Source organism: Clostridium cochlearium, from assembly GCF_900187165.1.
In the GTDB taxonomy this organism is placed as follows: domain Bacteria; phylum Bacillota; class Clostridia; order Clostridiales; family Clostridiaceae; genus Clostridium_G; species Clostridium_G cochlearium.
Genome location: NZ_LT906477.1, coordinates 470,867 through 496,504 on the forward strand (window position 1 = coordinate 470,867; position 25,638 = coordinate 496,504).

General features: G+C 27.6%; 27 protein-coding genes. 18 read left to right on the forward strand and 9 right to left on the reverse strand.

The window, feature by feature from the left end:
• The first annotated feature begins 193 nt into the window (after positions 1-193).
• Positions 194-601 (forward strand): Rrf2 family transcriptional regulator, encoded by a 408-nt coding sequence (locus tag CKV72_RS02265; protein WP_089865186.1) that lies wholly within the window; start codon positions 194-196, stop codon positions 599-601.
• 123 nt (positions 602-724) lie between these two features.
• Here the strand turns inward: CKV72_RS02265 and CKV72_RS02270 are convergent, their stop codons facing one another.
• The 3 genes from CKV72_RS02270 to CKV72_RS12350 form a co-directional block, all read right to left on the reverse strand.
• Positions 725-1,636, reverse strand: a complete 912-nt coding sequence (locus tag CKV72_RS02270; protein ID WP_095177358.1) for a transposase — start codon at positions 1,634-1,636, stop codon at positions 725-727.
• 281 nt (positions 1,637-1,917) lie between these two features.
• Positions 1,918-2,343: a hypothetical protein gene (locus CKV72_RS12345; protein WP_238021720.1), complete on the reverse strand. Its 426-nt coding sequence runs from the start codon at positions 2,341-2,343 to the stop codon at positions 1,918-1,920.
• Between the two features lie 165 nt (positions 2,344-2,508).
• Positions 2,509-3,063, reverse strand: a complete 555-nt coding sequence (locus CKV72_RS12350) for a transposase (protein ID WP_242955734.1) — start codon at positions 3,061-3,063, stop codon at positions 2,509-2,511.
• A gap of 207 nt (positions 3,064-3,270) precedes the next feature.
• On the opposite strand from CKV72_RS12350, the gene CKV72_RS12490 reads away from it, so the two are divergent.
• From CKV72_RS12490 to CKV72_RS02320, 11 genes are all read left to right on the forward strand, one after another.
• Positions 3,271-3,396 (forward strand): hypothetical protein, encoded by a 126-nt coding sequence (locus CKV72_RS12490; protein ID WP_257452677.1) that lies wholly within the window; start codon positions 3,271-3,273, stop codon positions 3,394-3,396.
• An 8-nt stretch (positions 3,397-3,404) separates the two neighbouring features.
• Positions 3,405-3,560 carry a DsrE family protein gene (locus CKV72_RS02280; RefSeq protein WP_089865192.1) on the forward strand — a complete coding sequence of 52 codons (156 nt, stop codon included), beginning with the start codon at positions 3,405-3,407 and terminating at the stop codon, positions 3,558-3,560.
• Between the two features lie 70 nt (positions 3,561-3,630).
• Entirely contained in the window at positions 3,631-4,332 is a 702-nt protein-coding gene (locus CKV72_RS02285) for a DUF1361 domain-containing protein (RefSeq protein WP_089865195.1), read from the forward strand.
• Positions 4,333-4,360: 28 nt separating this feature from the next.
• On the forward strand, positions 4,361-5,281 hold the full coding sequence (gene rihC / locus CKV72_RS02290; RefSeq protein WP_095177359.1) for a ribonucleoside hydrolase RihC: 921 nt from the start codon (positions 4,361-4,363) through the stop codon (positions 5,279-5,281).
• A gap of 21 nt (positions 5,282-5,302) precedes the next feature.
• Positions 5,303-5,563, forward strand: a complete 261-nt coding sequence (locus CKV72_RS02295) for a late competence development ComFB family protein (protein WP_095177360.1) — start codon at positions 5,303-5,305, stop codon at positions 5,561-5,563.
• 135 nt (positions 5,564-5,698) lie between these two features.
• On the forward strand, positions 5,699-6,226 hold the full coding sequence (locus tag CKV72_RS12560; protein ID WP_338031797.1) for a metallophosphoesterase family protein: 528 nt from the start codon (positions 5,699-5,701) through the stop codon (positions 6,224-6,226).
• Between the two features lie 305 nt (positions 6,227-6,531).
• Positions 6,532-6,873, forward strand: coding sequence for an exonuclease SbcCD subunit D C-terminal domain-containing protein (locus tag CKV72_RS12565; protein ID WP_338031798.1), 342 nt, complete (start codon positions 6,532-6,534; stop codon positions 6,871-6,873).
• A complete protein-coding gene (locus CKV72_RS02305; RefSeq protein ID WP_095177361.1) occupies positions 6,874-10,011 on the forward strand; it encodes an AAA family ATPase in 3,138 nt (1,045 codons plus the stop codon).
• Positions 10,012-10,221: 210 nt separating this feature from the next.
• Positions 10,222-11,808 carry an ABC-F family ATP-binding cassette domain-containing protein gene (locus tag CKV72_RS02310; protein ID WP_095177362.1) on the forward strand — a complete coding sequence of 529 codons (1,587 nt, stop codon included), beginning with the start codon at positions 10,222-10,224 and terminating at the stop codon, positions 11,806-11,808.
• Between the two features lie 3 nt (positions 11,809-11,811).
• Positions 11,812-12,321, forward strand: a complete 510-nt coding sequence (locus tag CKV72_RS02315) for a nucleoside 2-deoxyribosyltransferase (RefSeq protein WP_089865214.1) — start codon at positions 11,812-11,814, stop codon at positions 12,319-12,321.
• 131 nt (positions 12,322-12,452) lie between these two features.
• Positions 12,453-13,001, forward strand: a complete 549-nt coding sequence (locus CKV72_RS02320) for a DUF2284 domain-containing protein (protein ID WP_089865217.1) — start codon at positions 12,453-12,455, stop codon at positions 12,999-13,001.
• A gap of 78 nt (positions 13,002-13,079) precedes the next feature.
• On the opposite strand, the gene CKV72_RS02325 is transcribed toward CKV72_RS02320, so the two are convergent.
• Both CKV72_RS02325 and CKV72_RS02330 read right to left on the reverse strand, forming a co-directional pair.
• Entirely contained in the window at positions 13,080-14,636 is a 1,557-nt protein-coding gene (locus CKV72_RS02325) for an ABC-F family ATP-binding cassette domain-containing protein (RefSeq protein ID WP_089865223.1), read from the reverse strand.
• A gap of 177 nt (positions 14,637-14,813) precedes the next feature.
• The gene (locus CKV72_RS02330) at positions 14,814-15,281 is read right to left on the reverse strand and encodes a superoxide dismutase family protein (protein ID WP_095177363.1); all 468 of its coding nucleotides are present in this window, start codon (positions 15,279-15,281) and stop codon (positions 14,814-14,816) included.
• 115 nt (positions 15,282-15,396) lie between these two features.
• On the opposite strand from CKV72_RS02330, the gene tnpA reads away from it, so the two are divergent.
• The 3 genes from tnpA to tnpC all read left to right on the forward strand — a co-directional run bounded on the left by tnpA (position 15,397) and on the right by tnpC (position 17,797).
• A complete protein-coding gene (gene tnpA / locus CKV72_RS02335; RefSeq protein ID WP_095177364.1) occupies positions 15,397-15,729 on the forward strand; it encodes an IS66 family insertion sequence element accessory protein TnpA in 333 nt (110 codons plus the stop codon).
• Entirely contained in the window at positions 15,723-16,073 is a 351-nt protein-coding gene (gene tnpB / locus CKV72_RS02340; protein WP_095177365.1) for an IS66 family insertion sequence element accessory protein TnpB, read from the forward strand. The genes tnpA and tnpB overlap by 7 nt, the downstream gene beginning before the upstream one ends.
• 89 nt (positions 16,074-16,162) lie before the next feature.
• On the forward strand, positions 16,163-17,797 hold the full coding sequence (gene tnpC / locus CKV72_RS02345; RefSeq protein ID WP_095177366.1) for an IS66 family transposase: 1,635 nt from the start codon (positions 16,163-16,165) through the stop codon (positions 17,795-17,797).
• A gap of 214 nt (positions 17,798-18,011) precedes the next feature.
• On the opposite strand, the gene CKV72_RS02350 is transcribed toward tnpC, so the two are convergent.
• From CKV72_RS02350 to CKV72_RS02365, 4 genes are read right to left on the reverse strand one after another with little or no spacing between them, the layout of a single operon-like run.
• A complete protein-coding gene (locus CKV72_RS02350; protein WP_243158821.1) occupies positions 18,012-19,163 on the reverse strand; it encodes a DHHW family protein in 1,152 nt (383 codons plus the stop codon).
• Between the two features lie 17 nt (positions 19,164-19,180).
• Entirely contained in the window at positions 19,181-20,593 is a 1,413-nt protein-coding gene (locus CKV72_RS02355) for an MBOAT family O-acyltransferase (protein ID WP_089865232.1), read from the reverse strand.
• A 45-nt stretch (positions 20,594-20,638) separates the two neighbouring features.
• Complete coding sequence (locus tag CKV72_RS02360) at positions 20,639-21,127, reverse strand: DUF4358 domain-containing protein (RefSeq protein WP_169712338.1); 489 nt, start codon at positions 21,125-21,127, stop codon at positions 20,639-20,641.
• A 13-nt stretch (positions 21,128-21,140) separates the two neighbouring features.
• Entirely contained in the window at positions 21,141-21,953 is an 813-nt protein-coding gene (locus tag CKV72_RS02365) for a GDSL-type esterase/lipase family protein (RefSeq protein WP_095177369.1), read from the reverse strand.
• A gap of 278 nt (positions 21,954-22,231) precedes the next feature.
• On the opposite strand from CKV72_RS02365, the gene CKV72_RS02370 reads away from it, so the two are divergent.
• The 3 genes from CKV72_RS02370 (at position 22,232) to CKV72_RS02380 (ending at position 25,616) form a co-directional block, all read left to right on the forward strand.
• Positions 22,232-23,503: a M14 family metallopeptidase gene (locus tag CKV72_RS02370; protein ID WP_095177370.1), complete on the forward strand. Its 1,272-nt coding sequence runs from the start codon at positions 22,232-22,234 to the stop codon at positions 23,501-23,503.
• A gap of 163 nt (positions 23,504-23,666) precedes the next feature.
• A complete protein-coding gene (locus CKV72_RS02375; RefSeq protein ID WP_095177371.1) occupies positions 23,667-24,080 on the forward strand; it encodes an arsenate reductase ArsC in 414 nt (137 codons plus the stop codon).
• A gap of 258 nt (positions 24,081-24,338) precedes the next feature.
• On the forward strand, positions 24,339-25,616 hold the full coding sequence (locus tag CKV72_RS02380; RefSeq protein WP_095178350.1) for an L-cysteine desulfidase family protein: 1,278 nt from the start codon (positions 24,339-24,341) through the stop codon (positions 25,614-25,616).
• Positions 25,617-25,638 lie beyond the last annotated feature (22 nt).

Here is a 25,638-nt window from a genome sequence, read left to right on the forward strand (position 1 = left end):
GTTTAGGGACAGGGGTAAAAACAAAAACAAAGAAAGTAATAGTTACGTATTATATAAAAATAATGATATAATAAAGAGTAAAAGAGTATACAATAAACATATAAATAGAAAAGAGGTGACATAAAGACTATTTAAATAAACATAAATTATATTGTTATTAAAGATAAAATAAAATTAATATAAGGTGATGAGGATGAATATAACACAGGAAGCAGATTATGCAATAAGAGCACTTTTAATATTAGCAAAAGAAGGTGAAGGAGAAAAATTAGATGCTAAAACTATTTCAGAAAGAGGTAGAATTCCTTTAAGATTCTTACTAAAGTTATTAAGAAAGCTTATTCAAGCTGGAATAGTACGTTCATATAGAGGAGTTAATGGTGGATATGCATTAAATAGATATAGTAAGGATATAAATTTAAGGGAGGTTATAGAAGCAATAGATGGTTCTATATCAATAAATAGATGTATAATAGATAAAGATTTTTGTAATGCAACCAATACAGAAAGATGTGTGGTACATAAAGAATTAAAAAAAGTTCAAAGTATATTAGTAAATGAGTTAGAAAAAATCACCCTATTTAAGTTAAAAAATTCGTAATACTTTTAAATATTAAGTAAAAGTATAAAAGTTATAATTAGTGATAAAAAGATTTTTGTGCAACTTTAATAATCCTTTGTTTGTAAAAAAATGAAGGATTATATTAATATGTAGATTTATATATTATTGGGCAAGAGGTGTATAAATAGATATAAAATCTTCAATTATATTTTTAAAATTAGGATTTAATTTTAAAAGATTTACTGCATTATCACATAATTTACAAGCTTTGTATTCTGATATATTAATAACTTTACAAATTTTTGCATATGTAAAATCACAAAGACAGCGCATTAATAATATAGTTAGAGCTATGTCATTTTTATTTTTACAATTATTTTTGAAAAGGTTTTCTTTTTTCTTTACAACATCAGAGATGAATTCTAATATATGTTCTGGATCAAAACTTCTTGATATGATATTTCGATTGCTGTTATAAGAAGCTTTTTCATTTTCTATATTTTGATTATTTAAAGTATTTTCATCTATAATAAAAACTAATTTCAGATACTGTTTTCTAGCTTTTTTTACATCAGAACTAAATAACTGCATAATAAAATCTTCGTCTAAAATTTCAAATTTATCTTTTTTGAAGCCCAGAAATACACATAAACTGGAATAAGTATATTTTTCAATACAGTTTCTATATTTACTAATAGATAAAGGATTTTTATGTATATATGCAGAAAGATTAATTAAATATTGCTCATTGTGGACTATTTTACTTTTAAATCTATCTAAAAAAAGTGGTCCTTTCCTTTTGTACTTTTTATTAAAATACAAGGCATATCTAAAGTTTATACAATGCATTATTTTAGAAATATCAGCGCCATTTACATCAATTATAAAATGTGCATGATTAGACATTAAACAATAAGAATATACTTTAAATTTATATACATATTGATAATGTTTAATTAGTGATAAATAAAAATTTTTATCATCATTAGACTTAAAAAGCAGAACGTCACTAATACTTTTTACAATTATATGAAATATAGAAAAATCACTTTTTTTTCTAGCTGATCTGGCCATAAGAATACACCTCTTTATTAAAAAATATTAACTTTATTTTCTATATTTAACACAACAAACTAAAAATATTCATATTAATAAATGATTTTTAAGATATTTGAAGAAATATTTATTTAGAACAATATAGGGACGGGCGTATTAAATATACTAAATATACTCTATGTGTAAACATAAGTATTAAAACAATTTGTTAATTAGTTGATTGCAAAACTAATGATTTAAAAAATTAAATACTCACCTTAAATTATAAATATTAAATTTTTAAAAAAACAAACTATAGATTAAGCAATTAATGATTTTATTGAGAGTATCTTATTTTTATTATTAATTTTATAGCTAATAATTACAGTAATTAATTGGGTTATACCTGCTAATAATAATTCAGCTTTTAAAGAATCCGTCTTATTAATTTTTAAGGTCGATAGACCTAATGGGTGTTTAATAATATTGTTGGTTCTTTCAGTAATAGTTCTGATTTTATATAAGTTATTCCATTTTTCTGTATTTCGAGGAAGAGGACAATTAAGTCTAAAGTCTTTATTGATGGTTGGATGATATATTCTTCCACAAGGTGAAGATGTACATGGATTTTCACAGGAAAGTATATACTTAGTTTTACCATTAATTCGTACTTTTTTAGATTTAGGGCAAAGCCATTTAACTCGCATAGAACGTCCTTTTTCTCTTGTAACTCCATCAAATTTCATTGGAAGAGAAGAGTCCTTCGGACATAAGGGAACTCCATTATCAGTAAAGCCGCTTAGGCTGTGGTAAATCAGAAGAATTACGAGGATTAATTGGAATAATAGGTATTGTGTTGCAATCTTTAATTAGATATTTATAATTGTCATCACAATCATAAGCAGCATCACCTAGAAAATAATTATATTTGAATTTTTCTTTTTAGCAACTTTACCAGTATTTAAAAGAGATTCAAAATATTTAGGATTATTTTCTTTAACATAAGCTTCAATACAAGTAGTATCAGCAATTATTATTTTAGATAACTCAGAATTAAGTTTTTTACAAATAGGTTCAGTAATATCAACTAAATGATTGAAAAAACTATGAATATGTTGAATAAAGTTAGATTTAAATCTAGAGAACTGAGATTCATGAGGCACTTTATTCAAATTACAAAGAGATCTTAATTCTTTAGACAAATTCAATATATTTATAAATAATTCAGTTTCAGAGATACCAAGTATTTTTTGCACTATGAATGCGGTTAGCATTGAAGAAAGAGAATAATCTCTACGACGACCAGTTGAGGAATAGTAGGCATTATAAAAACTTTGAGGTATTAACATTTTCATGTTAATATGTTTTTCAAAAAGCTTAATAAATTTAGGCTTATCTTCTTCAAAACAGTCTACGACTTCTTCATAAATATTAGAAAGATGAATTTGGTTTTTTAAATTGATCATAAGGGTTCCTCCTTAAATTTATATTTGGTGGTACTTATATAAATTCGACATTGAGTGGGGGAAATCCTTTTTGATAAAGCTTGAAATTCCTTGAGCCCTAACGGGCTTGAGGTTTTGCAAGCGACTAAAATTTGTTAATGTTAAGGGAGGATTCAGATATATAAATATAAAGTTATATTTCATGTAGATGAAAATAATAAATTTAAATTGGATTTAAATAATATAAAAAATTTGCTTGAAGATATGAAAAATAGTTATTTAGAAGTAGAAATATTGCTAAATTCAGAGGCGGTTTCTTTGGTGAAAAAAAATGTGAATATACAATCAATATAGAAAAACTAATGAAAAAAAAGGTATCATTTGTTGTATGTAATAAATCATTAAAAGCTTTGAAAATAAAGGGGAAAGAATTAATAGATGGAGTAGTAATAGTTGATTCTGGGGTAGGTGAGTTAGTAAAGAAGCAGATTGATGGATGGGCATATATAAAACCATAAATTTAATAAGGAATAAATAGGAATAAATAAGCCCTGTCCCTTAACTTCCTACAATTTAAGAGGTGATTATGTGTCTAAAACCTTAAAAAATAAGAAAAATAATTTTAAAAATATTCTTGTTGTAGTAATTTTTATTTATTTTTTATGTATTGTATTTGGAAAAAGATTAGATAATATGTACATGATATGGAATTTGTTATTGGCATGGATACCATTAGAAATTTCGTATTTTTTTAAAAAAGTATTTGGAGATAAGAATAGAAAAAAATATTCCCAAACTTTAATTGTATTATTAAGTATAATTTGGGTTATATCATATCCTAATGCTCCTTATGTTATTACAGAATTAGTTTATTTAAATGGTAATAAATATTTTGAATTGGTAAATTCAAAAGGGACAGGGGTTATATTTAAAAATGATTTAAACATATGGAAAGATTTTTTTTATGTCTTCATAGGAGTATGGATTTGTAGCATTATATCTTTTGTATCTATACACATAAATAGGAAGATTATTATGGAGAGATACAATAGTGCATTTAGTTGGATATTTTTATTCTTAGTGGCTATATTTAGTGGATTTAACATGTATTTAAGTAGAATTGAACAAATTCGTAGTTGGAATATTATAATAAATCCATACAAAACTATAGTTCTTATATATAAAAATATTAATAAATTAACATTTGAATTTTCTATGCTTTTTGCTGGGATAATCATTATAATGTATATGATAACTAATTTATTAATTAATAAACTAAAAAATGAATAATTAATTTGTTTTAGGAGTGATTTACAAAATGAGTAAGGAAACTAAAATTATTTTAGATACAGATCCAGGTATTGATGATGCTGTAGCTATGGTAGCTGCCCTAAACAGTCCCAAAGTCAAAGTAGAATTAATAACTACTGTAGCTGGAAATGTAGATGTGGAAAAAACCACAGAAAATGCACTAAAAATTTTACAATTTTTAAATAAGACTGTCCCCGTTGCCAAAGGTGCAAGAAAGCCATTAGTAAGAGAATTAGATGATGCTAGTGAAATACACGGAGATTCAGGGCTGGATGGCTATGATTTCCCTAAAATAGAAAGAGAAGTAGATAAAAAATCTGCTATAGATAAGATGAGAGAAGTTATAACTAATTCAGATGAAAAAATAACTTTAGTAGCTATAGGGCCTCTAACTAATATTGCATTACTTTTAAGTTCATATCCAGAAGTTAAAGATAATATAGATAAATTAGTTATAATGGGGGGATCAACATCTAGGGGAAATAAAACACCTTTGGCGGAATTTAATATTTATGTTGATCCAGAAAGTGCTGAAATAGTATTTAAATCTGGAATAGATATAGTTATGTGTGGATTAGATATTACAAATAAAGCTGTATTCAAAGAAAAAGACATAAATTACATAAAAAATATGAATAAAACAGGACATATGATGTATTTATTGTTTAAATGCTATAGAAGTGGAAGTTTTAAAAGTGGATTAAGAATGCATGATTTGTGTGCAATAGCTTATTTAGATAAACCAGAAATATTTAAAACAGTTCCTGCTAAAGTTGATATAGAAACTAAGGGTGAACATACTCTAGGAGCTACAGTAGTAGATTTTAGTAATAGTTATAAAGACAAAACAAATGTTAATGTGTGTATGGATTTAGATGTACAAGCTTTAAAAGAATGGTTTTTCCAAATATTAAATACAGTAGATTAAAATTAAGTGAGGGATAAAAGTATGATTAAAAATTATATGGAAGTTATAGTAGATGATTTATTTCCAACAATTGTAGATGAATACATGGATATATGTAAGTGTGATAAATGCATAGATGATATAAAAGCTATAGCACTTAATAATCTAGAACCAATTTATGTAGTAAGTGAAAAAGGAAATATGTATGCTAAATCAAATGAGTTAAATGTTCAGTTTAGAACTGATGTTATAAAAGAATTAACTGAGGCTATTGAAATTGTATCAGAAAATCCAAGACATTAATTAATATAATATAAGGGACGGGGCTTTAAATTTTTTTATTAAAATTTAAAGCCCCGTCCCTTATTATAACTATAGCTTCTATGCAAATAGTATATTAAAATATAGTTAGATTAAATATCTTTTGGAGGTATAAAAATGAAATTAATTCATACTGGAGATTGGCACATAGGGAAAATAGTAAATGAATTTAGTATGATAGAAGATCAAAAAATTGTATTGAAACAACTTATAAATATAATTGAAGAGGAAAAACCTAATGCATTAATTATAGCTGGAGACCTATATGATAGGAGCATACCACCTGTGGAGGCTGTTGAATTGCTAGATGAAGTTTTCAGTAAAATTTTACTAGAATTAAAGGTTCCGATATTAGCTATAGCTGGAAATCACGATAGTCCAGAAAGAGTGGGCTTTGGTAGTAGAATTTTCACAGAAAATGGACTTCATATAGCTGGAAGTTTTGATAAAGAAAAAAAGAAAATAAAAAAAGTAGTGTTGAAAAGTGATAATGAGAAATTTAACTTCTATTTGCTACCATATTGTGATCCAAAGGAAATAAAACATGTTTTTAGAGATGATAAAATTTCTAATAATGATGATGCAATGAGGGTGTTAATAGATAATATAAAAATGGACTTAAATAAAGATGAAAAAATATATTAATAACTCATGCATATGCAAATTTTATTAAAAATAATGAAGAACTTGAACTTTCAGAATCAGAAAGACCCTTAAGTATAGGGGGGACGGACCTAGTAAATGCAGAGTATTTTTCTGGATTTACATATACAGCCCTTGGACATTTACACAAGCCCCAAAAGGTTAGAGATAATAAAATAAGGTACTCGGGATCTCTTTTAAAGTATTCTTTTTCAGAAGTAAACCATAAAAAAGGAGCAACTATAGTTAATATAGATAAAAATGGTGAAATAGATATAGATTTTAGAGAGTTTAAGCCTAAAAGAGATATGAGAATTATAAAAGGTCCTTTAGAACAACTGATAAGTCCTGAGGTTTATAAAGATACAAATACGGAAGATTATATATATGCAATTTTAACGGATAAAGGAGAGCTAGTAGATCCTATTGCAAAGTTAAGAGCCGTTTATCCTAATGTAATGGGACTTAGTAGGGAAGAGGAAGTAAAAAGAGAAGACAGCAAGACATCCGCGGGACAGGGCTATAAAAATAAAACTAAATTACAGTTATTTAAGGAATTTTATAATTCAATGACAGGAAAAGAATTAGAAAAAGAAAGTCTTAAAATAATAACCAATGTAATAGAAAAAATAGAAAAAGAGGTGAACTAAATGAAGCCTTTAAAGTTAACCATGTGTGCATTTGGTCCCTATGCAGATGTACAAGTTATAGATTTTACGGAACTTGATAACAGAAACATATTTCTTATAAATGGACCAACAGGTGCAGGAAAAACCACTATATTTGATGCTATAAGTTATGCTTTGTTTGGTGAAGCATCTAATACTAATAAAGATAGGGACGGGCTTAGAAGTGACTTTGCATCACAGGACACTATTACTTATGTAGATTTGGAGTTTTCTTTAAGAAATAAAAAATACAAAGTGACTAGATATCCGCAACAAGCAAGGAAAAAAGCTAGAGGTGAAGGGTTTACATATAAAAACTCAGAGGCTTTTTTAATATTGCCAGAAGGAAATACTGTATCTGGAGTAAATGCAGTAGAAGAAAAGATAAATGAAATTCTTGGAATAAATAAAAATCAATTTAGACAAATAGTTATGTTGCCTCAGGGGGAATTTAGAAAACTTCTTGAAGCAGATAGCCTGGAAAGAGAGATTATATTTAGAAAAATATTTGGAACGGAACCTTTTGAAAAGTTTCAAAAAATATTAGATGATAAAAGAAAAGAAATTTACAAAGATATCGCCAAAGTAAATACTGAAAGAATGACTAATATTAAACGTATAGATGCTGCTAACCAAGAAGAATTATTTAATCTTATAAGTCAAGAACATCTAAATATTAAAGAAATAATTTTGGGGACAGGGCAATTAATAGAGAAGGATGAAAAAGATAAGGAAAATTATTTTAAAAAGATTGAAGAAGTAAATAAAGAAGAAATAAAAATACAAAATGAAATAGTTTTACTAGAAGAGGACAATAAAAAGATTAAAGAAAAAGAAGAATATGAAAAAAAATATAAAGGACTTATTTCTAAAAAAGAAGAATATGAAAATAAAAAAAACAAATTAAGTCAGGGAAGAAAAGCATTGGAGGTTAAAATACTTGAAGATAACTTCAAGGAAAGAAAAAATTATTTTCAAATAAAAGAAAAAGAGTATAAAGAATTAGAAAAAAGAGTTAATATATATGAGAAAAAAGTAGAAGAATCTATTAAAAAATTAAAAGAAGAGGAATCTAAAGAAGATAAGAAAGAAGAGATTTCTAACAAATTAACAATTTTTAATAGTTTTCAAAATAAAGTTAAAGAATATGAAAATAAAAAGAATAATATACAAGAATTAAAAAATAATTTAGAAGAAAAAGAGAAATATTATTCTAGTTTAGATAGTGAAATTAAAAGGGACAGGGCTAAATTTAATGAGCTAAACAAACAATTAATTCAACTCCAAAAATCTGAAGTTGAAAAAGAAAAAGTTCTTAGCAAAGTGGAAGAAAGAGAATCTATTTGCAATGATATGCGGGATTTTTATAAGTACTATAATTCATACTTGGTAAATGTTAAAAAATATAATACTATGAAAATAAATTTTGATAAAATTGAAAAAAATTATATTGAATTTAAATTAAAATACGAAATAATGGAAGACAATTTTAAAAAGGGACAGGCTGGAATATTGGCTAAAGATCTAAAAGATGGAATAGAATGTCCGGTTTGCGGATCAAAGCATCATCCAAAACTTGCAAAAATGATAGATGGTGTACCAACGGAGGAGAAACTTAATAAATTTAAACATGAGTTTGATGTAATAAAAGAAAAACGAGAAGTGATTTTGCAAAATATGTCTGATTTAAATGGTGTAATTACCAATAGTAACGAAATAATATCAGATTACAAATTAAAACTAGAAAAAAACTTAGGTAAAGTAATAGACGAACATTGGGAAAAAGATATTTTGAATTTTATATCTATAAAAGGCAAGGAAATTGCTTTAGAAGTACAAAATTTAAAAGAAAGATTAAAGAAAATTGAAGAAGAGCATAAAAAGAAAATTAATTTAGGGGACAGTCTTAGAAAATTAGAAGTAAAAATAGAAAAAAATAGTGATATATTAGAGCAAGTAAATAAAGAATATAAGGATCTTTTTGCTAAAGTAAAAAGTGAAGAAAATTCTATTTTAGAGATAGAAAAAGAAATACCAGAAGAAATTAGAAGTGTAACAAGTTTGGATAGAGAAATAAAAAATTTAGAAGATACACTTTTAAAATTAAATCAATCTTTGGAAAGAGCCAGGAAAGAGTATGAAACCATCAATAATGAATATATATCTTTGAAAACAAGTAAAAAAGGGAAATTAGAAAATTTACAAGAAATTTTGAAAGAAATAGAAAAAAATAAAGAGAATATGGATAAAAAAATAAAAAACTGTGGATTTAAAGATTATAATCATTATTTATCTATGAAACTTTCAGAAGATGAATTAAAAAATTTGGATGAAGATATACAAAATTACAATCAAAATGTTAAAACTGTAAAGTTTAATTTAGATAAAGCAATTAAAAATAGTAAAGATTTAAAACTTAGGGATGAAAATCTTATAAAACAAAGATTAGAAAAAGTTGAAGAAGAAAAAAGCCAATTAAATAGAGAATATAATATAATATTTTCTAGGTTGGATAACAATAGAAAGACTTTAAAAGAAATAGAGAAATTAAATGAAAAAATAAAGGGAAAAGAAGAGGAATATAAGGTTATAGGAGAATTAGCTAGGATATCTAACGGGGACAATGATGAAAGAATAACTTTTGAAAGATATGTATTAGCTGCTTATTTTGATGAAATAATAGATGCTGCCAATATACGTTTATCCAAAATGACAGGGGGAAGATTTTTACTTGTAAGAAAAGAAGAAAAGGGTAAAGGCAGAAGGCAAGAAGGCTTGGAATTAGAGGTTTTTGATAATTATACAGGAAAAGCTAGACATGTTAAAACCTTATCTGGTGGAGAAAGTTTTAAAGCTTCTTTATCTTTAGCGTTAGGTTTAGCAGATGTTATACAATCATATGCTGGAGGTATAAGTTTGGATACTATTTTTATAGATGAAGGTTTTGGAACTTTAGATCCTGAATCACTGGATAATGCTATAGAAACTTTGGTGGATCTTCAAAATGATGGAAGATTGGTGGGGATAATATCACATGTACCAGAACTTAAAGAAAGAATAGATACCATATTAGAAATAATTCCAACTAAAGAGGGCAGTAGGGCAAGATTTTTAGTGTAAATCTGTTAAAACTTCAAGCCAAAACTTCAAGCCCTGTCCCCAGAGAAACACAGATAGAACAAAGCCCTGTCCCTTATTACTGCTACTACTGTACCCATTAAATAACTAAAGAATAAAGCCCCGTCCCCACTAGATTCACAAGTATTAATATGATATAATAGCCAATATTTGATATTATAAAAATGAAATAGATGGAGGAAAATATTAACTATGATAAGTACTAATAATATAAGTTTAAGATATGGTGGAAGGGTTTTATTTGAAGATGTAAATGTAAAATTTACGCCAGGGAACTGCTATGGGCTTATAGGTGCAAATGGAGCAGGAAAGTCTACATTTTTAAAGATTCTTTCAGGTGAAATTGAAGCAAATAAAGGTGATGTTATAATAGAGCCTGGTAAAAGAATGGCAGTATTAAAACAAGATCATTTCCAATTTGATAGTGAACCTGTACTAGAAACAGTAATAATGGGACACCAAAGACTTTACAATATCATGAAGGAAAAGGAAGAAATATACTCAAAACCAGATTTTTCAGAAGAAGACGGAATAAAGGTTGCAGAATTAGAAGGAGAATTTACAGAACTTAATGGATGGGAAGCAGAATCAGAGGCAGCAACTCTTTTAACAGGGCTTGGAATTCCTGTTGAATTGCATAATAAATTAATGAAAGACTTAGATGGAGCACAAAAGGTAAGAGTGCTTTTAGCACAAGCTTTATTTGGAAAACCAGATATATTATTACTAGATGAGCCTACAAACCACTTAGATATTAAATCTATACAATGGTTAGAAGAATTTCTTATAAACTTTGAGAATACTGTAATATTAATTTCTCATGATAGGCATTTTTTAAATAAAGTATGTACACACATAGCTGATTTAGATTTTGGCAAAATACAACTTTATGTTGGAAACTATGATTTTTGGTATGAATCAAGCCAATTAGCATTAGAAATGGCAAAAGATCAAAATAAAAAGAAAGAAGAAAAGATAAAAGAACTTGAAGAATTTATAGCAAGATTTAGTGCCAATGCATCTAAATCAAAACAAGCTACATCTCGTAAAAAGATGCTAGATAAAATAAATTTAGAAGATATAAAACCTTCTTCTAGAAGATATCCTTATGTAGCTTTTAAACCAGATAGAGAAGCAGGAAATGACTTACTTACAGTAGAAGGCATAACAAAAACTATAGATGGAGAAAAAGTTTTAAATAATGTAAGCTTTAGAGTAAATAAAGGTGATAAAATAGCCTTTGTAGGGGAAAATAGTATAGCAAAAACAGCATTATTTCAAATACTCATGGGAGAAGAGGAAGCTGATAGTGGAGAATTCAAATGGGGAATAACTACAAGTCAATCCTATTTCCCAAATGATAATAGTAAATATTTTAATGGAGTAAATTTAAATTTAGTGGATTGGCTTAGACAATTCTCTGAAGAAAAATCTGAAACATTTATAAGAGGATTTTTAGGAAGAATGCTTTTTTCAGGGGAAGAAGCATTAAAAAGTGCTGAAGTGTTATCTGGAGGAGAAAAGGTAAGATGTATGCTTTCAAAAATGATGTTAAGTGGAGCTAATGTTCTTATCTTAGATGAGCCAACAAACCATCTAGACCTTGAATCTATTACAGCGGTAAACAATGGACTAATAAATTTCCCAGGAACTATTTTATTTACTTCTCATGACCATCAATTTGTTCAAACTATAGCAAACAGAATTATTGAAATAACTCCAGATGGCATCATAGACAGACAAATGACTTATGATGAATATTTAAATAGGAGTTGTTAGGAAATGAAAAAGGGATATATAGCAGGTAAACTGTTCAAACAAGGAGATATAAGACAAAGATTATATGAAGAAGAAATTTTAAAAAAAGAAATATCCAATGTAAAATGGCATAATCCTATAAATGATCCTGAAGCTAATGATAAGTCAAAAGCCCCAACAGCTGAAACTATATTTAAAAATGATTGTAAAAAAGTGTTGGAATCAGATTATATAGTAGCTGAACTTGATGATGAAGATTCAGGAACCATAGCAGAATTATTTATTGCATGGACAGTGAATTATTTTTATAAATTGTTTGAAGAAGGATATACCTTGGAAGAAATAAAAGAAAAAATACCATATAAAGATATATATTGTCACCTAAGTGATATAAGACAAGACAGCAAAGGCTATGAAGGCATAAGATTGCCTTGGGGAATAAATCAATTTGTTATAGGTGGATTAATAAATGATGGAAAAATAATGAGGAATTTTGAAGAAATAGTAGAGGATATATCTAGTAAAGAAAAATAAATTTTAAATATTAGAAAATAGTTAAATTAAATAAAAGTTTTTTCATGTTTTTCACGGTAATAGTATATGTAAATTATAATAATTCCTATATAATTAATATGTAAAAGTTTATGGGGAGATGAGATTAAAATATGCTAGATTTAGAAGTTATTTTAGAAGATATAATAAAATTTGGAGCTCAATATGCAAAGTCTTTTGAATTACAAGATGTAGAATTTGATAATAAAATTAGGAATTACTGCAAAGAAAATCTTTGTGGGCACTATGGAACAAATTGGATGTGTCCTCCAGGGGTAGGAGAAATAGAAGATTTAAAAAAAGAAGTAATGAAATTTAAAAAAGGTATTATATATCAAACAATTCATCCTGTAAAAAATATAAGAGATAGAAAAGAAACAGATGTGATTAGGGACAGGCACAATAATTTTACAAGAGAATTAACAGAAAATTTAAGAGAAAAATATAGTAATTTAGAATTTTTCCCCATGGGGGCAGGACCCTGTGAATTATGCACAACTTGTGGATATCTTAAAGGTAAAAAGTGTATTTATCCACAGAAAGCTATATCTTCTGCAGAAGCATATGGAATAAATTTAGGAAGCCTTTTGAAAAGCTGTGGTTTAGAATTTAATTATTCAGATGATACCCTTGCTTATGTTGGAGTATTGTTAATAAAGTAATAAATATTTAAAGTAAGAGGTCGGTTGAAAAAATTAAAAATAAATTTCATCCAACCTCTTTTTAACTGTTATAGTTATTTAAACTATTTTAGTTGTCCAATTTTCGCAATTCCAAACATCATCTACTATATCTTCATAGAACTCAGGCTCATGGCAAATAAGAAGAATACTTCCTTTATAACATTTAAGTGATCTTTTAAGCTCTTCTTTTGCATCTACATCTAAATGATTTGTAGGCTCATCTAAAACAAGAAAATTAGTTTCTTTATTAATTAATTTACATAATCTAACTTTAGCTTGTTCTCCACCACTTAATACACATACTTTACTTTCTATATGCTTAGTAGTTAATCCACATTTTGCAAGAGCTGCACGAACTTCATATTGAGTAAAAGATGGGAAGTCAGCCCAAACTTCTTCTATACAGGTGTTATAATTAGCTTTTTTTATTTCTTGTTGAAAATATCCTATACTTAGATAATCACCTAGGGTAGTTTCACCGGATATGGGATTTATTTCACCTAAAATACTTTTTAAAAGAGTAGTTTTTCCAAGTCCATTAGCTCCAACAAGAGCTATCTTTTGTCCACGTTCCATATAAAGATTTAATGGTTTAGATAAAGGTTCGTTATAACCTATGACTAAATCCTTTGTTTCAAAAAGCATTTTCCCAGAAGTTCTACCTTGTTTAAAGTTGAATTCAGGTTTTGGTTTATCTTTAGGCAATTCTATTATCTCCATTTTATCTAATTTTTTTTGTCTTGACATAGCCATGTTTCGAGTAGATACTCTGGCTTTATTTCTTGAAACAAAATCTTTAAGGTCTTGAATTTCCTGTTGCTGTTTTTTATAGGCAGCTTCTAATTGCTGTTTTTTAGCTTCGTAAACTTTCAAAAATTCGTCATAATTTCCAACATAACGATTAAGTTCACCATTTTCCATATGGTATATAAGGTTAATTACACTGTTTAAAAATGGAATATCGTGAGAAATTAAAATAAATGCATTTTCATAATCTTGTAAGTAACGTTTTAACCATTGAATATGTTGTTCATCTAGGTAATTTGTAGGCTCATCTAAAAGAAGTATATCTGGCTTTTCTAGAAGCAATTTTGCTAATAAAATTTTAGTCCTTTGGCCACCACTAAGATCGTGTACATCTTTATCCAAACCTATATCCGCAATTCCCATACCCCTTGCAACTTCATCAATTTTTGCATCAATAATATAGAAATCATTATTGGTTAAAATATCTTGAATAGTACCCATATCTTCTAATAATAATTCTAACTCATCTGGACTAGCAGTACCCATCTTATTACATATTTCATTCATTTCTTTTTCTAAATCAAATAAATACTGAAAAGCTGTTTTTAAAAATTCACCTATGGTTGTACCAGATTTTAAAACTGTATGTTGATCTAAATAGCCAACCCTAACACGCTTTGACCATTCAACAACCCCTTCATCAGGTTCTAAACTTCCAGTTATTATGTTCATAAAAGTAGATTTCCCCTCGCCATTAGCGCCAACAAGGCCTATATGTTCTCCCTTTAAAAGTTTAAAGGATACATCATTAAAAATAGCCCTGTCCCCAAAGCCATGGGTAAGATTTTCAACTGATAAAATACTCATTTTTTAATCCTTTCTATTTTAAATAATTTATTTCATTTTTAAATATACATAAAAAATTATATATGATTGAAGAAGTTTTTAAAAGAGAAATTTTAAGTAGGAGGGGACGAGTAGGAAGGTAGGAAGGTGTAGCAAGGGGACGGGGCTTATTATATAAGCCCCGTCCCCTTCATTTACTTACCATGTAGAACCTTGAATTACACCACAAGCCAGTCTTCTACCAGAATTTCCAGCAGGTTGAGATCTATAATCATCAGGACTTTCATGAATTATTATAGATTTGCCTATGATATCTCTTACTTTAAATTTATTTGTAAAAAAGCACATAGATGAATAACCATTATTTGAAAAAATTACAGGAAAATCTCCAGCATGATTTCCATGAGGTTGATTTGTAGGATTCCAATGTCCACCAGCTGCTTTAAAGGGATCATTAGGATCTCCTATACTACAATTGCCAAATTCATGAATATGAAACCCATGTGGACCTATGGGAGAATTATTTCCTGATGCCGGTTTGTATGGGGGAAGACCATTAATATTTATGCAAACATTACAACCACCAGGTACGTCAGCAAAATAAACCATACCTCTTATAGAAGGAGCTAGTGGGCCTCCTTGTATAGGACAATATGCAAAAGCCATAAAAAATACCTCTTTCTTATAATATTTATACGTAAGCGTCAAAAATTAAGTATCTAGAAAACATACCCTCTCATTGATAAACTTAAGTAAAAGATTATCAATGGGAGGTTTACTTATGTATAAAAAATTAGATAATGATGCTTGGGAGGAATATTTAAATAAATTTAACTCTGTTAAAGATACAATAACAGTGAAAGATTTCTGTGCTGAGAATAACCTTAATAAGAGTCAATTTTATTACCATAAAAAAAGAGTAGAAAAGGCAATTGAAAGTAAAGAACCTGTTTTTCAGCCTATTTCTTTGAATAGTAAAGTTGATAATACTAAAGAAAATAAATCTACATTAAAAGAAGTAAAAATTAATGTAGGCAATGCTAATATCCTTATTCCTGTTAGCGAAGCTACTTTAATAACAGCAATAATTAAGGAGTTAATTCTAAAATGTTAAATATAGATAAGGTAGAAAAAGTCTATCTTGCCTGCGGTTATACGGATTTAAGAAAAAGTATTGATGGTTTAGTTATGATAGTGCAAAACCAATTTAAGTTAGATCCTTTTGATAAAGCACTATTTGTTTTTTGCAACAAGAAAATGGATAAATTAAAAATTCTTCACTTTGACGAAGGTTTTTGGCTATATTATCACCGTTTAGAAGCTAATCGCTTCAAATGGCCAGCGACAGCTGCCGATGCATTAAAGATTAATATTGATGAATTACGTTGGCTTTTAAAAGGCTATGAAGTAAGAACAAAATCTAAATTTAAACCTGTAAAAGCAAGTAACTATTATTAAAAAAATATCAACTTTGAACCCTTGAAGTATAGTAATTTCAAGGGTTTTGTGGTATAATAGAAATATCAAATAAAGCTAAAGGGGTAACTATGAGTCACGAATTTTTAACTAATGAGCTTGATGAAAATACAAAAGCATTAATTGAAAAAATGGAAAATGAAATTAATGAAAAAGATAAAGAATTAAGCTCAAAAGATGAAGAAATAAGAAAACTTAAAAATGAATTAGAATTCTTAAAAGGTGTTATATCTAATAGAAATAGAAAGATATTTGGAGCATCCAGTGAACAAGTAGATGTTAATCAATTATCTTTTTTTAACGAGGCTGAAAAACATAGTGATTCAAAGGTAGAAGAACCTACTTTAGAGGAAATTACATATAAAAGAGCTAAGAAAAGCAATTATACTGGAAAGAAAGATAATTTAGCTAATTTGGAAAGAGTTGTTGTTGAACATAAATTAGAAGGTGAGGATCTTAACTGCAGAGAATGTGGTAAAAAGCTTACTCCTATCGGAGTTAAATCTAGAAAAGAGATTGTTAAATACATTCCTGCTAAATTAATAATTGAGGATCATGTTATTTATAGCTACGCTTGTAAAACATGCGAAAGAGCCACTGGTGAAAGTAAAATAATTTCACCAGAAGCCCCTAAAACAATTTTTTATAATAGCATGGCCTCAAATGAGTTAATTGCACATACTCTAATACTTAAATATCAACATGCAATGCCACTATATAGGCAAGAAACTTACTTTGATATGATGGGAGCTACTCTTTCAAGGCAAACTCTATGCAATTGGACTATGTCTGCAGCAGATGCTTTAGAGCCGATATATAACCATATGAAAAAAGAATTGCTTAGCCGTAATTACATTCATGCTGATGAAACTACTCTTAAAGTAATTAATGATAATGGCAAAGATTCTAAATCTAAAAAGTACATGTGGTTATATATGAGTAATACTAACTCTAAGCCTGTGATCTTATATGATTACCAAAGCACTAGATCAAGCTCTTGCCCTAAAAATTTCTTAGGAGATTTTAAAGGTTTTCTCCAAACGGATGGATATAATGGATACAATTCCGTTAGCGGAGCTACAAGAGTATATTGCTTGGCTCACATAAGAAGATATTTTCATAATATAATAGTAGATTTAGATGAAGAAGCCCTAAAAAATTCTAGAGCAATAATAGGGTTTAATTATTGTGAGCAAATTTATAAACTTGAAAAAGAACTTAGAGAATCTTATTCAAATGATGAAAATTATTATGATATTAGATTTAAAATAAGAACTGAGAAACTAGCTCCAATTATAGATAACTTTATTGATTATGTTGAAAGAGAAATAAAAGATGCTCTTCCAAGAAGTCCGTTAGGTAAGGCACTTGAGTATGCTAAAAAGCATTTACCAGGATTAAAAAATGTATTATTAGATGGTTCTCTAGAAGTTGATAATAATGCTGCGGAAAGAGCAATTAAGCCTTTCGTTATAGGAAGAAAAAATTTCTTATTTGCTAACACTGCTAAGGGTGCAACTGCAAGTAGCAATATTTATAGTATTGTTGAAACTGCCAAGGCTAATAATTTAGTTGTAGAAAGGTACTTAGTCTATCTATTTGATAATCTATCAAAGATAGATATATACGATAGCGAAAGCTTAGAGAATCTTATGCCTTGGAATGATAAGATTCCTGAAAATATGAAAATTAAAGATAAAAAATAAATTAATCCTAGTAAAGCATATTCTTGCCTTACTAGGATATTTTAATACTATTCTTGGAATTATTAAAGGTGCTAAAACTTTGACGCTTACATTTATACACTTATTATGATATGATTATATATATAATTGTGAAGGCTATAAATAAATAAAAAAATAGAGAAATAAAGGGACGGGGCTTAGATTTCTAAGCCCCGTCCCCTCAAATTGACTTCAATTACATGATATTTGTAATTGAAGCATCTTCAAAGAAGGTGTTGATATTGTATAAGATTAAGGCATCTTCTATACCTTCAGATTGTATTAAATCGTTTATGTTTTTATCGTAATATCTTAAATCAACCATATATATTTCTCCATAATGGGAAGTTAAAAATGGTACAAGACAATTTGCATAGGAATCTTTTATAATTAAAAGTTTCTTATCGTTAATAGCACCATTTACTTTGGTTTTTACTTTGACTAGGGGATGATTACTATCAAAGAAAACTGCATATTTGTCTTTTTCATTTAGCTTTTCTTTATTATAAAAAGAATTTAAAGTTTTATTAGTATCTGAATACCAAACCTCATAATCTATATTTTCTATATTTTTAGGAACAAAAGCTTGTATTGTATCAGGATTTATATTTCTAAATCCACCTCTAGAATAAAGAGATCCTAAAAAGTTATTAGATAAATCTTTTATATTAAAATAATCTTTTTTTAGAGGAGTAAACCCCATATATTTTCCTAAAGTTTTGTAAGCATAATAAGCCCCATTGGTTGTCCAGTGATGATCAGTTTTATAATATATATACTCATGCTTTTTAGAATTAAGTGTTTTATAAATTGGTATAAAGGAGACACTTTCATCTAATTTTTCCTTCATTATGTTTATATATTTTAATTCATCTTCTGTTGAAGCAAAATTAGGAAGTTTATCTTCGTATACTTTTATTGAAGTTGGTGCCATCATAAAATAAGTATTTACATTTTTATTAGATTCAGCAAAAGTATTTATTGATTTTACAGTTTCATCTAGAATTTTAGAATTAGGTGTTTTAAAATCTTGAAGAAGATAACCATCTTTCCCTAAAAACACCCCGTTACTTTCCTTTTTTCCAATAGATTTATCCACATTAGATTTAACTCCAATCCAAAAATCCCGTAGGGGAAATTGATCAGAAATATATTTTTCAAAGTTCTTAGTGAATTTACCGTTGGCTATAAGAGATAATGATATTTTAGGCTTTTGTTCAAGCATTCTATTTTCAGAAGATGAAAACTCTTTAACAGGAGTTAAAAAACTTAAAATCACTATAATACTAATAAATATAAGAAATAGCATAGCCATGACTTTATTCATGGTAGCTTCAGTTCGTTTCAAAAATAACACTCCTCCATTTAGAATTTAAAGTAAAGAAAAGGATTATAGGTTTCATTTACTAAATAAGTAGTACATAAGAAAATCAAGATTAAATATATTGTAGGAACTATTAATTTAGCATAAGGTTTAAATTTTACATTACAAATAAGCTTTTCAAATAATTTTTTAGGTAGTGGTGTAGAAAAGATTATTGCCAATATAAATAAGAATAAATTAGTGTATAAATAATAAATACTTTGATTATCTATAAAAGTATTAGAACCCATTCCGAACATAGTTTTTATAAAAGAAAACAGTACACTAGTATTCTCAAATTCAAATATAGCCCAACCTACAATTATAATAATTAATGCGTAAACATGGCTTATAAAATTAGGCAATTTATCTAACCACTTTAAAACGAAAATCTTTTCTAAAGTAATTAATATTCCAAAATACAATCCCCATATTATAAAATTCCAGTTAGCACCATGCCAAAAACCAGTTAAAAACCAAACTATAAATAGATTTCTGTATTGCTTAAGTGCTCCTTTTTTATTACCTCCAAGAGGAATATAAACATATTCTCTAAACCAAGATCCTAAAGAGATATGCCATCTTCTCCAAAACTCAGTAACACTTTTTGAAATATAAGGGTAATTAAAATTTTCCATAAGATCAAATCCAAAAAACTTTCCAAGTCCAATGGCCATATCTGAATACCCACTAAAATCAAAATATATCTGAAAAGTGAAAGCTAATATGCCAAGCCAAGCTGAAAAAACTGATATTTTATCTGGGGACAGGGCTTTAACATTTGACCAAAGTAATCCTATATTATTAGCTAAAAGAACCTTTTTAGAAAGTCCTCTAATAAAATAGCTAACCCCGTCCCCAAATTTATCTAAACTTTCTTTTCTATTTTCTAATTGTTTATTAATATCTCCATATTTAACTATAGGACCTGCCACTAGTTGAGGAAACATAGTTACATAAGTGCTGAAAGAAATTATATTTTTTTGAACCGGTACTTTTTTAAGATAAACATCAATTATGTAGGAAAGAGTTTGGAAAGTATAAAAAGATATTCCTACAGGTAAAGGTAATTTTTTAAACTTTATATTCATAGAAAATAAATTATTTATATTATCTATAAAAAAACCATAGTATTTAAAAAAACATAAAACAGATAAATTTACTGCTACGGACAATATAAAAATGGCAAGAGAGCTTGTCTTTTTACTTTTATATTTATCAATAAGAATAGCAGAAACATAACTAAATACAGTAGTAAAGATCATTAAAAATATGTATATAGGTTCTCCCCAAGCATAAAATATAAGACTTGATATGAGAAGAACCAAATTTTTTAATTTTTTAGGTGATAAGTAATAAATAAATAAAGTTATTGGTAGAAATACAAAAATAAAAACTAAGCTACTAAAAACCAAAATATATTCCTCTTTTCTAGTGATTTTTTATATTAATTAAAACTCTTACTTAAAAGATTCATCAAATATTTTTTCAACTTTATCGACATCTTTAGATATAGCAAAGAATATGTAATTATCTTTTGTTTTTAATACGTTTTTTTCTATAAGAAAATATTCATCTGGTAAGTAATCCTTAAAGCTTGAAGATTGCTTGTCTAATCTTTCTGTAAAATTCTTCTTAAACTCTTCAACCTTATTAGCATCCTTAACTTTAACTATAGCTATTTCACTAGCTTTTATATTAGATTTAGGAATATATAGAAAAAATTCTTCTACATCATCTGCTTTAATCTTATATAGTTTTTCTAGTTTAGCTTCATCTCCAGAATTCATATCTGATAGATCTACTTCTTTTTCTATTTTTTCACCCATTTCTTTAATAGATACATTTTTAACATCTGACCCCTTAGAACAACCAGCAAAAGTAGCCATCATACAGCCAATAATTAAAAGTGGCATTAAAAATTTTTTAAAACTTTTTACATTAATCATTTTATCAATCTCCTTATATATTATTTTCTTTAATATAGGTTTCAACATAGCTTAGTAAATATTTATAAAAATCATATTTAAAATGAATACCATCTTGTTCATATAAGTTTTCTCTACCTTTTATAACAGGAACAATATTAATAAATTTTAAATCTTGTTTTTCTGCCATAAATTTAATACATTCATTAAAAGATGAAATTCTATCAGCATTTAAAAAAGGATTTTCTTTTAAAGCCGTATCATTTACGGGTAAAATGGATAATACATATATCTTAGTATTAGGAAGATTTTCCTTTATAGTATTTACTAAACTTGAATACTGTTTTATAAATTGATTTTCAGTTAAGGTTTCCTCAAAAAGATCATTGTTACCAAGAAATATAAATAATTTTTTAGGATTTTTAACAACTATATTAGGAATTTCTTTCTGTGCCTTATATACTGTAAGACCTTTTTTGGCAATTACATTATTTTCATCTAAAACTTCATAAAAAGATAGACCCTCAGAAATAGAATCTCCTAAAATTATTGAATCTTTAAAGAAAGTTTTATAATCTGTAATAGGAATATTTAAAACCTCATTATCTGTATTGCTATTTTTAAGTTTTTTATCATTATTTTTTTCAGAAGAAGAGAGCATATCTTTTTTTTCAATACTTTCATTCTTTTTTTTAATATCCTCAGTTTTATGTGTTAAATAAGCGGAAGATGATTTCTTATAATTTTTGTCAATCCATATTTTTATAAAAAAAGCAGATGACAATATTATGGTAATTAACAAAAAAATAGTTAGTTTCATTTTATTGGTTTTCTTTTTTATATACATCCAAAACGCCTCCAAAACATAGCAATACAATCTATTTTAAATTGTACTATAATCATATATTAAAAGTAGTTACAAAATAATTAAAATAAATGTATAATAGTTGTCCAATTAATATAGTACCATATTGTTATATAATAATTAAATGTAAATTAAGTTGAAAATAGTCATTTTATAATAAAAAACTAGATAAAATATTGTATTTACATATAAAGATTTAGTAACATAATTTTAATTATAAAATAAAATATTAATGGAACAATAAATAGGTAGGTTGTTATATGGAAGTATTAAAACTAGGTAGTAGAGGACCTAGAGTAAGAGAAGTTCAATCAATACTAAAACAAATAGGATACTATAAAGGAGTAGTTGATGGCATATATGGACCTCAAACTGAAGCTGCAGTAAAGAATTTTCAAAGAAATATGGCGCTTACAGTTGATGGTATAGTAGGGGAAAATACTTATAAAGCTTTAGAAAGGTATTTATCAGGATATGAAATATATACCATTAAGCCGGGGGATACATTTTATAAAATAGCTAAAAGATATAATACAAATTTATATAGTATTCTATTGGCAAATCCTAATATGGATCCTTATAGATTACAAGTGGGGGATAAAATAATAGTACCTTATGGTACACCAGTGGTTCAAACAGATATAGACTATACTTATGATGTATTGAAAAGAGATATTGATGGATTGAAAAAAAGATATCCATTTATAGAAGTAGGATCTATAGGTAAAAGTGTTCTAGGAAAAGAATTATATTATTTAAAACTTGGAAATGGTCCTAATAAAGTTTTTTATAATGGAGCACATCATTCTTTAGAATGGATTACTTCACCTTTACTTATGAAATTTGCTGAAAATTTTATAAGAGGATATGCATTTGGAGAAGAGATTAGAGGTTATAACATAGGAGATATATGGAGTAGAAGTACGATATATATAGTACCTATGGTTAACCCAGATGGAGTAGACTTAGTTTTAAATGGATTAAAAAGGGACAATCCATATTATAACCAATTAATAGTATGGAATAATGGAAGTTCTGATTTTTCAAAGGATTGGCAAGCAAATAATAGGGGAGTAGATTTAAATCATAATTACAACGCTTCTTGGCAACAATCTAAAGATGCTGAAAAAGAATATGGAGTATATGGTCCAGGCCCTACAAGATATTCAGGACCTTATCCAGAATCAGAACCAGAAACTCAGGCTATGGTTAATTTTACTAGAGAGCATGATTTTAGATTAGCATTAGCATATCACAGCCAGGGAGAGGTAATATATTGGCAATATGATGCATTAACTCCACCAGAATCAGAAAGAATAGTGGAAGTTTTTGCAGAGGTAAGCGGTTATACTCCAAGTCAAACGGAAGGAATAGCCTCTTATGCAGGTTATAAAGATTGGTTTATTGAGGAATTTAGGAAACCTGGTTTTACCATAGAAGTAGGACTTGGTAAAAATCCATTGCCTATAAGTCAGTTTGATAAAATTTATAATGATAATGAAGAACTTTTATTGATAGCAGCGGTTATTTAGTGAACAACATTTTCAATGAATAACTAACAATGAATAATTAAGGAGGATTTTCTGATCTAAGGTCAGAAAATCTTTTGTTTTCGAGGTTTTGCGAAGATTAGCTTAATATTGATTATATGCTTATATTGGAATATAATCATATAAAATGAAAAGGAGTGATTTTATGAAACCTAAAGTAGCTTTTATTTGTGTACATAATTCTTGTAGATCCCAAATGGCTGAGGCATTAGGAAAATTATTGGCGTCAGAAGTTTTTGAATCGTATTCTGCTGGCACGGAAACAAAACCTAAAATAAATGAGGATGCAGTTAGGGTTATTAAAAATTTATATAAATTAGATATGAGAAAAAGTCAATATTCTAAACTTATAAGTGAAATACCTAATGTAGATATAGTTATAAAAATGGGATGTAATGTTCAATGCCCTATATTACCAGGGAAACATATTGAAGATTGGGGTTTAGATGATCCTACAGGGAAAAGTGAGGAAGAATTTATAAAAACAGCGAATTTAATTGAAGAAAAGATAAAAGATTTATCAAATAGAATTAAGAAAGGAGAAATTAAGTGGAATTAAAACATATTTTATATAGAAATAATATAATTTATCAATTATGAGAATTAATTATTATAATTGATAAATTAGTTTAAAACAAGAGAATCAAAGTATTTAGACACATTTAAATTGTTTTAATTTTCAAAAATGATAATAAATAAGAATATATAAATTAATAAAAAGTAGCTCTATGTACCCAGTATATTGGCTTAGAGGTGCTTTTTTAAAATGTTGGCACGCAATTTGCTACTAGATATATGCAGAGGTGATTTTATGCATATGGAAAAAATGAAAGATAATTTATTAAAATTAGTTAGGGAAAATTCTGCTCCTGCACTTGGATGTACAGAACCAGTGGCGGTAGCATATGCTGGTGCAGCAGCAAAAAAATATTTTAAGGGACAAGTTGATACCATTGAAATATTGGTAAGCAAAAATATTTATAAAAATGGAAAATCTGTTATTGTACCAGGAACTGGAGAAGCAGGATTGGACTTAGCAGGAAGTTTAGGTTTTGTAGGTGGAAATTCTGACAAAGGTTTTATGGTGTTAAAAGATATAAGTGAAGATCATATAAGAACTGCAAAAAATATTCTTAAAGATGGTAAAATTAAGATAGGAATAAAAGAAGGTTCACCAGATATTTATATTAATTTTATTGTAAAAGGAAAAGATGAAGTTGTAGAAACTATAGTTCAGGATGGACACACAAACTTAGTAAAGGTAATTGTTAATAATAAAGATATCTATAATAAATCTACATCAGAGGAAGAATCATCTGATAATGACTTTTTAAAACAACTAAACTTTAAAATCATGAGACAAATTACAGAAGAGATAGACTTAAAAGATTTAGATTTCATTGCATATGGTATTAAACAAAATACCAAAGCAGCAGAAGAAGGTTTAACAAATGATTATGGTTTAAAAGTTGGAGCTTCTTTAAAGAAATTAGAATCGGATGGTTTATTAAAAATTGATATGCCTAGAAAAGCAAGAATACTAACAGCTGCAGCAGCTGATATGCGTATGGGAGGTGGTAATTGTGAAATAATAACAAGTGGTGGAAGTGGAAATCAAGGAATTGGTGTAACTTTACCTATTATGATTGTGGCAAAAGAATTAGACATTGATGAAGGCAAAATGGTTCGAGCAGCATTCTTTGGTAATATTGTAAACTGTTACATAAAAGCATTTGCGGGAAAATTATCAGGAATATGTGGTTGTGCTATTGGTGCTGGAATTGGTGCCACTGTAGGAATTACATGGATGTTAGGTGGAACTGACGAACAAATTCAAGGTGCATGTAATAACATGTTTGCCAATATATCTGGAATGATATGTGATGGGGCAAAAGATACTTGTTCATTAAAACTATGTACATCAGCTGAAGAAGCAGTTTTAAGTGCATTACTTGCTTTAAATGGAACAATTGTACATCCTAATATAGGTATTGTTGGTACAGATGTTGAAGAAACCATTAAAAATATTGGATATCTTAGCCGACAAGCCTTTACCACTGTAGATGATGTAATGATAGATATTTTAAATAAATAATTAATTTATTAGTAGGGGGAAG